Annotated in this window: 12 protein-coding genes; 4 read left to right on the forward strand and 8 right to left on the reverse strand. The window is 68.7% G+C overall.

The window, feature by feature from the left end; translation table 11 throughout:
* Window positions 1-234: 234 nt before the first annotated feature.
* From queC to EPL00_RS07350, 7 genes are all read right to left on the reverse strand, one after another.
* Window positions 235-939, reverse strand: a complete 705-nt coding sequence (gene queC, locus EPL00_RS07320; RefSeq protein WP_135852434.1) for a 7-cyano-7-deazaguanine synthase QueC — start codon at window positions 937-939, stop codon at window positions 235-237.
* 84 nt (window positions 940-1,023) lie between these two features.
* Window positions 1,024-1,266 (reverse strand): hypothetical protein, encoded by a 243-nt coding sequence (locus EPL00_RS07325; protein ID WP_135851124.1) that lies wholly within the window; start codon window positions 1,264-1,266, stop codon window positions 1,024-1,026.
* Window positions 1,267-1,390: 124 nt separating this feature from the next.
* Window positions 1,391-2,215 (reverse strand): 7-carboxy-7-deazaguanine synthase QueE, encoded by an 825-nt coding sequence (locus EPL00_RS07330; protein WP_135851123.1) that lies wholly within the window; start codon window positions 2,213-2,215, stop codon window positions 1,391-1,393.
* A 2-nt stretch (window positions 2,216-2,217) separates the two neighbouring features.
* Window positions 2,218-2,670 (reverse strand): 6-pyruvoyl trahydropterin synthase family protein, encoded by a 453-nt coding sequence (locus tag EPL00_RS07335; protein ID WP_135851122.1) that lies wholly within the window; start codon window positions 2,668-2,670, stop codon window positions 2,218-2,220.
* A 100-nt stretch (window positions 2,671-2,770) separates the two neighbouring features.
* A complete protein-coding gene (locus EPL00_RS07340; protein ID WP_135851121.1) occupies window positions 2,771-3,772 on the reverse strand; it encodes a hypothetical protein in 1,002 nt (333 codons plus the stop codon).
* A gap of 153 nt (window positions 3,773-3,925) precedes the next feature.
* The gene (locus tag EPL00_RS07345; RefSeq protein ID WP_135851120.1) at window positions 3,926-4,291 is read right to left on the reverse strand and encodes a DUF3006 domain-containing protein; all 366 of its coding nucleotides are present in this window, start codon (window positions 4,289-4,291) and stop codon (window positions 3,926-3,928) included.
* The gene (locus EPL00_RS07350) at window positions 4,281-5,753 is read right to left on the reverse strand and encodes a lamin tail domain-containing protein (RefSeq protein ID WP_135851119.1); all 1,473 of its coding nucleotides are present in this window, start codon (window positions 5,751-5,753) and stop codon (window positions 4,281-4,283) included. Before EPL00_RS07350 ends, EPL00_RS07345 begins: the two co-directional genes overlap by 11 nt.
* 438 nt (window positions 5,754-6,191) lie before the next feature.
* On the opposite strand from EPL00_RS07350, the gene EPL00_RS07355 reads away from it, so the two are divergent.
* The 4 genes from EPL00_RS07355 to EPL00_RS07370 all read left to right on the forward strand — a co-directional run bounded on the left by EPL00_RS07355 (window position 6,192) and on the right by EPL00_RS07370 (window position 9,118).
* Entirely contained in the window at window positions 6,192-6,338 is a 147-nt protein-coding gene (locus EPL00_RS07355; protein WP_162224169.1) for a hypothetical protein, read from the forward strand.
* Window positions 6,339-6,460: 122 nt separating this feature from the next.
* Window positions 6,461-7,501: an ABC transporter ATP-binding protein gene (locus EPL00_RS07360; protein ID WP_135851118.1), complete on the forward strand. Its 1,041-nt coding sequence runs from the start codon at window positions 6,461-6,463 to the stop codon at window positions 7,499-7,501.
* A gap of 42 nt (window positions 7,502-7,543) precedes the next feature.
* Window positions 7,544-8,344, forward strand: a complete 801-nt coding sequence (locus EPL00_RS07365) for an ABC transporter permease (RefSeq protein WP_135851117.1) — start codon at window positions 7,544-7,546, stop codon at window positions 8,342-8,344.
* 24 nt (window positions 8,345-8,368) lie between these two features.
* Complete coding sequence (locus EPL00_RS07370; protein WP_135851116.1) at window positions 8,369-9,118, forward strand: class I SAM-dependent methyltransferase; 750 nt, start codon at window positions 8,369-8,371, stop codon at window positions 9,116-9,118.
* 19 nt (window positions 9,119-9,137) lie between these two features.
* On the opposite strand, the gene EPL00_RS07375 is transcribed toward EPL00_RS07370, so the two are convergent.
* Complete coding sequence (locus EPL00_RS07375) at window positions 9,138-12,527, reverse strand: type 2 lanthipeptide synthetase LanM family protein (RefSeq protein ID WP_135851115.1); 3,390 nt, start codon at window positions 12,525-12,527, stop codon at window positions 9,138-9,140.
* Between the last annotated feature and the right edge of the window lie 147 nt (window positions 12,528-12,674).

The following is a 12,674-nucleotide window of genomic DNA, read 5'->3' on the forward strand; positions in this document are numbered from 1 at the left end:
TCGTGTCGCGCCATCGGCGCGCGAGGGATGAGGACCGCAGGTCTGTGGCCGAGGACCGCAATCGGTTGGGGAGGTGTGTGGTTCGCGGTTGCGGTGCTGTGCCGTTGCGGTAGACTCCTTGTTGTCGGCAGTAGCCCGCTTCTTCCCCAATCAAACGTCGAGGAAATCGCGGAGACAACCGTAGCTTACAGCCGCCCTCTCATCAGTTTCGACCGAATCCTGCTCGACCGAATCCTAGTCCGCGTACTCCGGCCGCTCGTCGTACGCGATGGGGTCGCGCACGCCGACGTTCTGGAACGCCTGCAACCGGAACGCGCAGGCGTCGCAGGTGCCGCAGGCCGGGGCCTCCTCACGGTAGCAACTCCACGTGTGTTCGTAGGGCACGCCCAACTCCACGCCGCGCTCGGCGATGTCGGTCTTCGACCACTCCACGAACGGCGCGCGCAGTTCGATGTCCGTCTCGTCTTTCGTCCCGGCGTCGATGACGTTCTGGAAGGCGTCGAAGAACGCCGGGCGGCAGTCGGGGTAGCCCGAGAAGTCCTCGCTGTGGGCACCGATGAACACCGCCTCGCAGTCGTTGGCCTCGGCGTAGGCGGTCGCCATCGCCAGCAGGTTCGCGTTCCGGAACGGGACGTAGGAGGTCGGGACCTCCTCGGAGTCCAAGTCGGCGTCGGCCACGTCCATCTCGTCGTCGGTGAGACTCGACCCGCCGATGGCCGCGAGGTGGCCCGTCTCCACGTGGAGGAAGTCCGCGGCGTCGAGGTCGTCGGCGAGTCGCCGGGCGCACTCGTACTCTCGGTCCTCGGTCTCCTGTCCGTAGGAGGTGTGCAGGAGATAACAGTCGTAGCCCTCCTCGGCGGCGAGGTAGGCCGCGGTGGCGCTGTCCATCCCGCCGGAGGCGAGGACGACCGCGCGTTTCTCGGCGTTCGTCTCGGTCATGCCGGACCACTGGACCGGCAGGTAGATGAGTCGTACGGTTCCGACCAGCGAGGAGCTATCGGTCTCCCGCGGTGTCACACCTCGTCAGTGTCGCGTGACGTGATACAGCACGCCCCACACGAACGCGAGGCCCGACGCGATGAGGAGGCTCCCGGCCGTCTGAGGCGCGAGTTCGACGCCGGTCGTGGCGACCAGCAGGTCCCCGGCGAGGTTCGACACCTCCACGAACGAGGGCGTGTGGTTCCAGACGTACTTCGAGATGACCGTGGCGACTATCATGCTGGCGAACGCCGAGAAGGAGTGCGAGCCGCCCGATGTGAGTGCCATGTGGTAGTTACGACTCCCTTATTATTTGTCCCTGTCACGCAGTCACTTAACTGTATTCAGACGCCACATCGATGGCGCGATTCGGACGCTCCTCGAAATTCGTCTTCCGAAGGTTTCTCCGCGCTCAAGTCTCGGGCGCGTCGTTCCAGAGGTTGACGTGGAGTCGCGGCGTGTACCGGAAACCGAACTCCTGTGCGAGTTCGGCGGCGACGGGCCGGGTCTCGGCGACGCGCTCTTTGGTCGCACCCTCCGGCATCAGGAGTACGTCGGTGTCCCGAATCTCGACCGCGGCGGCGTCCCGGAGTCGGTCCAGCAGGTCCGTCGCCTCGGTCACGTCCGCGCGGTCGCTCACGACGAACTTGAGTTGGAAGTCGTACTCCTCCACGAGCGCCGCGAGCGCGTCGAGGTCGATACGACGCTCGTCGTGGCGCTCGGCCCACTCGTCGGCGTCGGTCGGTTTGCCGTCGGGTCTGGCGGTCTCGTCGGGCGTCGGCGTGCTGGACGCCAGTTTGGGACTCACGCTGGCGAGGTCGATGGGCGCGTCGCGGTGGATGGTCCCGTTGGTCTCGACGGTGGTGTGGTAGCCCCGCGCGTCTAACTCCTCCAAGAGCGCCACGGACGCGTCGTGCAGGAGCGGTTCCCCGCCGGTCAGGACCACGTGGTCGGCGTCGTAGGACTCGACCTCGGCGACTATCTCCTCGACGCTCATCGTCGCGTGGGTCGGCTCCCACGAGGTGTGATACGAGTCGCAGAACCAGCACCGGAGGTTGCACCCCGAGGAGCGGACGAAGACGCTCGGGACGCCCGCGAGTCGGCCCTCGCCCTGTAGGGACTCGAAGAGTTCGTTGATAGGGAGCGCGTCGCCCGAGTCGTCGCTGGCGTTCTCGGTCTCGCGCTCTCGGGTCGCCGATTCGCCCGCGTCGGCGTCCACGTCGCTGGTGACGGGCATCGCTACAACTCGGCCCCGCCACAGAGTTCGGCGGTCTCGCTCACCTGCACGGCGACCTCCGAGACGTTGTCGGGCAACTCGTCGGCGAGGCGACGCTCCAGCACCGCGCTCATCACCTCGGCGGTCGGCGGGGCGTCGAGGACGACCAGCGCGTCACCGTCGCCGGACTCCTCGAAGGCCTCCACGAGCGGGTCGCCCTCCTCCAGCAGGAAGCGGTGGTCCCACTCGGAGATTATCGAGGTAATATCCCCCTTGTCCACGACCCAGCCCTCGTCGCGCAACTCGCCGACGACCTTGACCGTAATCTCGTAGTTGTGGCCGTGCGGTCGGCTACACTTGCCGTCGTGGTGCTGGATGCGATGCCCGCTTGAGATGCGGATGGGGCGGTCGCGCCCGACGTAGAGCGTGCGCTCGCCCGACTCCGCGAGAGGAGACCCGGAGATTCGTTGAGCCATATCACGAGATTATCCGGCGCGCACTTAACTTCACGCAAACGGCGGCCGTGTGGGTCGAGCTGGCAACGCGAGGGTCGGCGGGCGCGAGGGCCGGGCGCGACTACTCGGTCGTCGTCGCCGACAGCGCGACGGTCGTCGTCCCGGAGACACAACCCTCGACGCTGGCGGTCACGGTGCCGTCCGACGAGGCGGCGTACGCGGCGTCCACGGTCTCGGACCACTCGACGCGACCGCTCGGGGCGACCGACTTCCGGACCAGCAAACTCTCGTCGTCGTCGGCGATGGTCGTCGGCCAGTAGACCGCGGCCAGTAACTCGCCCCCGACCTCGGCCACGTTCTCGGCGGTCAGGGACAGTTCGACGGTCTCGCCGTCGGCGACCGTCGCGTCGAACGACCGGAGTTCGAACCGGGGCGCTGGCTCGCCGAGCGCGGCGGCCTCCTCGGCGGGGAGGTCCCAGACCGCCGTCTCGCCGCCGTACCGACACCGAATCGCGGGCGAGTCGGCGGCCAGCGGCGACGGCACCTCGAAGGCGACCCACCCGACGCCGCCCTTCGCGGCCCCGTCGGCGTACGGGTCGTCGTACTTGACTCGGCCCCGTCCGGCGAGCGACGTGGTGAACGCGCCGGTCGTTCGCTCCTCGATTTCGGCCGCGGGGAAGCGTTCGCCGCCCGCGACCAACTCGAAGGCCTCGGCGGTCGGCGGTCCCGCGGCGTCGGCTCCCGACCCGTCGTCGCTCTGGACCGCGGCCACGACGAACTGGGCCTCCTCGGGCGCGAGGACGCCGCCCGACCCCATGATGGAGTCGTAGGCGACCGCCGGTCGGGCGACGGTCTCGGCCACGCCGACGCTCACGTCGGCGACCGACCGCACCGACGACGCGGGAAGGTCGAAGGAGTCGGTGTTTTCGGGCGTCTCGGTGGTCGCGCCGTCGGTTCGGTCGTCGGTAGTCGAATCGGTCGTCGGCCGCTCGGCTACCGTCGGTTCGCCGGTCGTCAGTTCGTCCGCGGTCGAACCACTGCCGCCGCCGAGACACCCGGCCGCGCCGATAGCGAGGGCGGCGGCGCTCGTCCGGAGGAGGCGTCGTCGTTCGGTGGAGGGCATACCCGCCGATACTCGAACGCCCGACAAGTGCTTTCTGCCGAGGTCGGGGGTCTATCGTACCCGTCCGATACACATCTACACACGTCTTTAGAAAATCAAATTCTATCGAAGAAGTATCTATGGAATGCCTTGAAAAATCTAGAAATGGGTGCGCTACGATTCGTCGTCCTCGCCCGGCCGCTCGGCCAGTCGGTCGAACCGCGACTGTGCCGAGTCGGTCCGGCGCTCGGTCTCCTCGGAGTCGTGTGTCATCGAGACCACGAACCCGTTCTTCACCGACAGTTCCAGCACGGCGTCCTGCCGCCGGGCGTCGGCGGGGAGTCGCCACGCCGGAATCGCGCGCTCGGCGACGACCGACTCGCCGGATTCGAGGAGCAAGACCGCTAGCTCGCGCCCGCCGTCTTCCGTGCGACCCTCGGCGTCGCGCTCCCCGCCGCTTCGCGCCGGGTCGGTCTCCTCGAAGCGGTCCACGACGGCGACGTAGCGCCCGTCGGCCACCTCGGTTTTCTCACCCGTCATAGCTGACCTCCGCCACGAGCGACCCGTCGGCGTCGCGGACGAAAACGGTGTCGCCCGCGTTGTTCCAGACCGGCGCGTCGGCGTTCCAGTAGTAGTCGCCGCCGCCGTCGGTTCCGCGGCCGGTGTGGAGCGTCAGCGTCTCGCCGGGCGCGAGTTCGGTCCCCGCGGGGAAGGCGTACCGGTGGTCGGCCTCGTCGCTCACGACCCACCCCGAGAGGTCGATGGTCCGGTCGCCCGCGTTCCGGAAGACGACGTACTCGTCGTTCAGGTTGGCCGCCTCGTCTCCTCGGGCGTCGGCGTGGACTCGGGCGACGGCGAGCGAGTTGGCGGTGTCGGAGTCGTCCGCGTCGGCGGTACTCGATTCGGGAGTCGTCCCGCCGTCCGCGGCCACTATCCCCGAACTCCCGCCGACTGCGAACGTCGCCCGCCGTTCCAGCGGCCCGTCCGCGCCGGGCGAGACGCCCGACGCGCTCCGGAGGTCCAGCGGGTCGGTCGGGGCCGCGCGCCGGGTCCGGACCACCGCGCGCTCGCCGTCGGTCTCGACGACCACGGTGCCGTGGACGCCGGTCCAGTAGGTCGGGACTCCTCGGTCGGCGAGGCGCGCTAGCACTTCGCGGTGCGGGTGGCCGTACGGCGAGTCGTAGGCGCTCTGGATGACGGCGATTCGGGGGCCGACCGCCCCGAGGAGACCGGGGCCGGTGCTGGAGTTCGACCCGTGGTGGCCCGCGGCCAGCAGGGTCGCGTTCAGCGCGCCAGCGTAGCGGTCGGTCAGGTAGCGTTCCGCCGCTCGCTCGGCGTCGCCCGGCAGGAGGAGACTCGCGTTCCCGTAGCCGACCCGGAGGACGAGGCTGTTCTCGTTGCGCTCGCGGTCGGCGAGGTAGCCCTCCGGTGGCGACAGCACGCGGACCGACGCGCCCGCCATCGGAATCTCGTCGCCCGCCTGCGCCCGGTAGAGCGTGACGTTGTGCCGTTCCACCGCGTCGAGGTAGTCCTCGTAGGTCCGCGTGCCCGCCGCGATACCGGGGTCGTAGACGGCCCCGATGCCGTCGGCCTCGGTCTCGAAGTACTCGATGACCTCGGCGTGGCCGCCGATGTGGTCGGCGTCGGCGTGGGAGGTCACGAGGTAGTCGATGCGGGAGACGTTTCGAGCGCGCAGGTAGTCGAGGACGTGTTCGCCGTCGTCGTTCCAGTTGCCGGTGTCGTAGAGCAGGGTCTCGCCGTCGGGACCGACCACGAGGACGCTACCGCCCTGCCCGACGTGGAGGAAGTGTATCGAGAGCGTGCCGTCGCTGGCGTTCCCGCCGGGCGCGGGCGCGAGACCCGCGTCGGCGGTCGTTCGGTCGGTCGTCGCCGTGTCGGGCGACCCGCCGAGGCCGACCCCGCCGAGACACCCCGCGAGCGACGAGACGACGACCACCGCGACGACGACGCGCGCGAGTCGAGGAGCGCGGGGACGGTTCATCGGGTCTCCTCAAGGCCCGGAGCGTCAACACTCTTTCCCACGTCCGAGACGATTCCGTCGGAACGTCGCCGAATCAGTTCGAGGAGTTCGGAACTGTAGTCTACAGATTCCTCGACTAAATACTTGTTAGCATACAGCACGAACCTACGTCAGAACGAGGTTAGATACGTTCGGCGAGAGGTAATTGTATCGGAAAAATAGTTAACAATGTACGCGGCATACGGGTCGTCGTGATATCTCGTCACGGAGTCCCACCGGAACGACCGAGGAGTCCGCGTCCGGAGACGAGCGTGAAGTTGCGGCACGCTCGGCGCTTCCGCGCGTCGTCCCGCGTTTTTCCTTACGTTCTATCCGACACAGTAGTGAATTCATCTCCAACTAAATGTTAAAGACAGCTAGAAAAGATTTAACAACGTCTGTTGTGTATAATCTATCGCAATGTCCGTGACACAGCATACCAGTGACGTGAAGGCAGAGATCGAAACCGAGTACGCCCGCGACGGGTCCGACGCCCTCGACGATTCGTCGGAGCCGATGCGAGCCTGTAGCTGTTACACTCGCATCTGTTGCGACATCGACTCCTAAACGACCGCGACGACCGAGGTCGTTTTTTTTTCGGCCGTGCGTCTGTCCGCTACGCCCCTCGGCCACGGCGACGAGAGCTGACGACGATTCGGCGGTCTTCCGCCGGGAACTGACTCGATAGGATGCGAGATACGACACCGGAACGAAGACAGAGACGCGACGACGAGGCCGAATCCGCGGAGAGCGACGCCGACCGAGTGCGACCGGGAGACCCGGCACTCGCCGTCGAGGGCCTCTCGAAGTCGTTCGGCTCCGGCGACGGCGCGGTCACGGCGGTAGACGACGTGTCCTTCTCGGTCGGTCGCGGGTCCATCGTCGGACTCCTCGGGCCGAACGGCGCGGGAAAGACGACCACCATCAAGTCGATACTCGGAATGGTCGTCCCCGACGCCGGGTCGGTCCGGATAGAGGATGTGGACGTTCACGCCGACCCCCGCGCGGCCTACGAGCGCGCCGACGCGATGTTGGAGGGCGCGCGAAACGACTACTGGCGGCTGACCGTCCGCGAGAACTTGGAGTACTTCGCCAGCATCGGCGGCGAGGACCCCGCGGCGGTGCGAGACCGCCACGACGAGTTGCTCGACAGGCTCGACATCGCCGACAAGGCCGACGAACCGGTCCGGAACCTCTCGCGGGGGATGAAACAGAAGGTGTCGCTGGCCAGCGTCCTCGCCCGCGACGTGTCGGTCGTCTTCTTGGACGAACCGACGCTCGGACTCGACGTGGAGAGTTCCCTGCAACTGCGCGAGGAGCTAGGCCGACTCGTCCGCGAGCGCGACCTCACCGTCCTCCTCTCCAGTCACGACATGGACGTTATCGAGGCGGTCTGTGACCGCGTGTTGATTCTGAACGACGGTCGCATCGTGGCCGACGACTCGGTCGAGTCGCTCCTCTCGTCGGTCGAACTGCAGGGCTTCCGCGTCGCGGTCGCCGACCTCTCGGACGCGACTCGGCGGTGGGTCCGCGACGAGTTCGAGGTCGAGGAGATGACGACTTCGGCCGACAGAACCCGGTTCACCGTCTCGACGGACCCGGCGGGGTTCTACCGACTCACGAACCGATTCGAGGCCGAGGAGGTCCGACTCGAAGACGTGCGCACGGTCGCGCCGGACCTCGAAGACGTGTTCATCGACGTGACGAACGACGGAGGCGGAGAACGATGACCAACGGGGGCGAACCATGACGAAGGAGAGAGGTGGAGAACGATGACCGAGGAGACCAGCGCCGACCGGACCGGCGGGCATCGCCACCTCTGGCGCGCGGTACTCAAGCGGGAGGTCGTCCTGTTCGTCCGGTACCCGCTGAACGCGCTCGGCGGGTTCGTGGTGTTCCTGTTCATGTTTCTGGTCATCTTCCTCGGCGGGCGGGCGTTCGCCGCCCCGGCGCTGTCCAGTTCCATCGAGGGCATCGTCGTCGGCTTCTTCCTCTGGACGCTGGCGACGGCCTCCTACGTGGACATCTCCCAAGACATCGGCAAGGACGCCAAGTGGGGCACGCTCGAACGCCACCTGATGACGCCGTTCGGGTTCGGCGTCGTGCTGGCGAGCAAGTCGGTCGCCAAACTCCTGCGCGAGGCGGTGATGGCCGTCGCGTTGCTCGTCGTCATGCTCCTGTTGACCGGCGTCGAACTTCGACTCGACGTGCTGACGGTCGTCCCGATTCTCGTCGCGACGCTCGCGTCGGTGTTCGGCCTCGGGTTCGCGATGGGCGGACTGACGCTCCTGTACAAGCAAATCGGTAACTGGGCGGCGCTCCTCCAGTTCGGCTTCATCGCGCTGGTCGCCGCGCCCACGCTCGACCTCGGGTGGGCGAGGCTTCTCCCGCTCGCGCAGGGGAGCGCGCTCCTCCAGCGCGCGATGACCGACGGGACCCGCCTCTGGGAGTTCCCGGCGACGGACCTCGGTATCCTGCTGGCCACGGGAATCGGGTATCTCCTCGCGGGCTACCTCGTCTTCCAGTTCGCACAGCGACGCGCCCGGCGGTTGGGCGTCCTCGGCCACTACTGACCACCGAACGACCACACCGAACTCATGATTTCCGATGTCGCCGCCAAGTACGACGCCGTAGCGAGCGAGGGCCACGCCGACCGGATGGAAGCGTCCTACTGGCCGGTCGTCGAACAGGTCGTCGAGGAGATAGCCGTCGATGCCTCGACCACCGTCTTGGACCTCGGGACCGGCAACGGCTACGCCGCGAGATACTTCGCCTCGGAGGGGGCTACCGTCGTCGGCGTGGACGTGTCCGGCGAGATGGTTCGGGTCGCGCGCGAGGCGTCCGACGAGGAGGAAGCGCCCGGCGAGTCCGAAGCGGCCGACGAGTCGGCGACGACCGGCGAGACCGAGACGACCGACGACGGACTCCTCGACTTCGCCGTCGCGGACATGCACGACGTACCGATAGCCGACGACAGCATCGACCTCGCGTTCTCGATGGACGTGCTTCCCTACTCGCGGGACCTCTCGACGCCGCTCGGCGAGGTCGCCCGCGTCCTCGCGCCCGACGGCGCGTTCCACTGCTGTGTCAACTACTACGCCGAGGCCGCCCGGTTCCAGCGCGAGGAGGCCCGCGGCGGTCTCGGGATGACGCTCCACTCGGCCGACGAGTACGCCGACGCCTTCGCGGCGGCTGGCTTCCGAGGAGTCTCCCAAGACACCGTACCCAACACCGCGATAGAGATACCGCCCGAGGAGGCGTTCCCGACCGACGGCTGGGAGACCAGCGAGGACATGCGCCGGACGCTCCGGGAGTGGGGCACCCTGCTCACGGTCGGGGAGCTGTAGGCCGACGAACGTCCCCGAACTACTCCAGCAACAGCACGCAGGGGAGACTCGGGTCCACCAGTCGGAGCAGTTCGTAGCCGATTCCGGCCTCGCCGCCGAACAGCGACGGGTTGTGCCAGTGGTCGGTCTGCCAGCGCGCCCGGAACTGCCTCTCGCGGTCGGCGCGCGCGACGCTCGCGGCCGCCAGTCGGCGCGCGTCACGGCGATACTCGGCGTCGCCGAGGTCGGTCCCCGCCCGGTTCAGGAACGCCACGCGCCCGAAGTTGCCACAGCAGAGGTGGTCGTTGCCCTGCAACGTCTCGGCCTCGACGCCCGCCAGCGCGTCGCGGGCCTCGTCGCGGAGGTCGCGGCGCTCCTCGGCGTCGAGACTCCCGCCGCGACCGTCCGCGGCCATCCCGAGGCGAGCGAGACCGATGCCGCTCCGGCCGTTGCACCACGCGTCGCCGAACTCGCCGTCGAACGCCGGGCGGAGGTCCCGCCAGTTTCGCTCGTCGGGCGAGTAGTGGCGGCGCTCGAACGCCAGACTCTCGACGCCCGCCTCGGCGAACCGGTCGTCCGAGACCGCTCCGAGCCGGACCAGCGCGAGCGCGATACCCGAGACGCCGTGTGAGAGACCCGTCAGCGGTTGGCCGTCCACCGCGGAGTGCCACGCGGGAACGCCGTCGGCGTCCGCGCGCTCGGCCAGCAGGTGGTCGCCCGCGGTCGTCGCGCGCTCCACGACCTCCGCGCTCCCCGTCTCGTCGTGGAGCGCGAGGAGACCGAGAATCGCGCCCGCGCTCCCGCCGAGCAGGTCGTACGCCCCGTCCGAGCGAATCTTCTCGGGCGTGAGCGCGCTCGCGGCCGTCTCGGCGACCCGGACGTACTCGTCGGCGTCGAGGAGGTCCCCGAGTTTGGTGAACCCGTAGACGACCGAGCCGATTCCCGTGACGCCCAGCGGGAGGTCGGCGACGCTCTCCGCGGAGACGGCGTCGGCCACCGGGTCGGCGACCTCCTCGGCGAACTCGGCGAATCGCGGTTCGTCGGCGGTGCGGGCCAGCGCGGCGGCGAACAGCGCGACGCCGAGTCGCCCCCGGTAGAGGTCGTCGGGGAGCGTATCGACCGAGACGCCCTCGGGTCGGTTCTCCCGGACGAGCCACGTCGGGTCGCCGTCTCGGCCCTCGACCGCGGCGTCCACGAGTCGGTCGTAGCAGTCTCTCGCCGCGCGCTCGAACGTCGCGTCGTCGGGGTCCAGTGCGGTCTCGTCCGGGGTCGGTTCCGTGGCACGCCCGCCGTGCGAGCGCGTCTCCGGGTCGAAGGCGTAGCGGACGTACTCGCGCTGTTCGGCCAAGTCCTCGTCGCCCAGTCCACGGATTCGTTCCCGCATCGACTCGTATGGCGTTCGGTCGAACAACTCCTCGACGCACCGCTCGCCGTCCCAGTAGAGGGCGGTGTCGTCGGTGGACGCCCCGAACCGCGGCACGTCGAGGCGGGCCAGCGCGTCGAGTTCGGCCCGGTAGAGCGGTTCGTAGTCGAATCCGGTGTCGGCGTCCGCGAACAGCGTCAGGAGGGCTTCGGACTTACAGCCGAACTGGAGTCCGGTCCGGAGGTACTCGGGCGTCCGGAGCGACTCCAACACCGCCGCGTACTTGGCCGTCTCGCGGTAGACGACCCGGACCTCGCAGTCCTCGAACGCCGAGAGCGGGCCGTCGTCGGCCAGCAGGTCGTCGCGCCGGGATTCGAGGAGCCGATACCCCTCCTCGAACCCCGCCGCGATTCGGTCGGCGTGGTCGGCCGGGCGGGTCTCGTCGCCCCGGAGTTCGGGGAGGTTCGAGACGCTCCCCTCGGCGACGCGCCGGTAGTCCATCTCCATCAGGTCGGTGTTCACCTCGCTGAACACCGGCTCCCGGACACCGCCGGTCTCGTCGTCCACGACCGCGAACGCGCCGGTGCCGACGTTCGTCGGGCCGCCGTCGCCCGTCGCGTCACTCTCGTCGCCGGTCGCGCCATCGTCGCCGCTCGTTCCGCCATCGCCGCCTGCCGAGCCGCCCCCGCTTGCTGCACCGTCCCCGCCTGCCTCACCGGCCCCGGCGGCGTCGGTGGTCGGTATCAGCCCCGTCCCGACGACCGACTCGTCGGCGACCCGCTTGACGGCCCGGTCCATGTGGGGCGCTCGCTCGGGCGGTATCTCGGGTTCCGCCAGCGTCTCGGCGTCCACGACGACCGGCTGGTCGCCCGCCGCGACCACGTTGTCGGCGTGGCCGTCGCCGAACCGGAGCGCGTACAGCATCGCTATCAGCACGCCCGCCCGCCGGTAGAACCGCTCGACCTCCTCGGCGGTCGCACACTCGTCGGTTTCGGCCCACTCCAGCCAGCCGTACTCCTCGCGGGCGAGACAGTCGAGCGTCCGGAGTTCGGGGAGGCCCGACGAGTTCGCGCTCGACTGTTCTGTTCTCGACTGGTCGTTCACCCACGCGAGAAGGTCGTAGAACGCGCTCGTGACCCGCATCTCTCGGGGTTTGTACGCGAGCGTGACCCCGGAGGAGAACCCGACGCGGAGCGAGGCCCGGCCGCCCTCGTGGTAGTCGCCCACCACGTCGATTCGGGTCACGTCGCCCAACCCCTCGTCGCCGCCCAACCGCTCGTCGTCGCCCGAGCCTTCGCCGTCGTCCCCGAACCGCTCGGCGAGTTCGGGGGCGTCACGGGCGAGTCGTCCGCAGAACTCCTCGACGGTCGCGACCCACTGGTCGAGTATCGACGCCAGCAGTCGCGACAGAAACGCGTACTCCACGAAGAACTCCCGGAGGCCGTCGTCCAGCGCGCCCGCGACGAACGCCTCGTAGTAGTTGCGGGGGTCGTCCGGCTCCGGCGGGTCGTCGGCCAGCGCCAACTCCCGGTCGTGGTGGGCGACGAACGTCTTGAACTCCACGAACAGCGGATGGGCGACGACGTGTTCGACTCGCTCGGCCAGCGCGACCTCGAAGTCCGCGAGCGCCGCGTCGGTCAGCGTCTCCTCGACAGCCTCGTCGTCCAACCGCGAGCGAGCGGCGGCGACGATTGCCCCGACGACCTCCTCGAACGGGAGTTCGCGCTCCGAGTCGGGACTCTCGACCGAGGAGGGCGCGACTTCCGCGACGAACGACGACACCTCCTCGACGGTCGCCACCCAGTCGGGAAGCGGTTCGTCGTCCGGCCACGCGTTCGACTGTAGGCGCTCGCGGCAGTCGTCTCGCGACAGTCCGAGCGCGTCCAGTCGCGCTCGGAACCGGTCGGGGTCGCCGTCGGCCAACTGGTCGCGCCACGCGTCCAGTACCGCGTCTACGTCGTCTACGGTCCCGCCCGGTCGGGTCTCGGCGGGCGCGTCGAGGCGCTCGTGGAGCGTCCGGGCGCGTCCCGCCAGCGCCGCTCGTTGCTCCTCGGTGAGGGACGGCATATAATTACTACAGCAGTTGCTCGTATTTATGTGTCGTGCCCGTCGTTGACATCCGGTTCGTCACCACTCGCGGTCGGCGTCCGCGACGCGCGTGCGGTCCGTCGAGACCGACCGAGTGGGGACTGTGGCTTCTCGGAAAAGGCGTTC

This window comes from Halorussus salinus (assembly GCF_004765815.2).
GTDB lineage: Archaea > Halobacteriota > Halobacteria > Halobacteriales > Haladaptataceae > Halorussus > Halorussus salinus.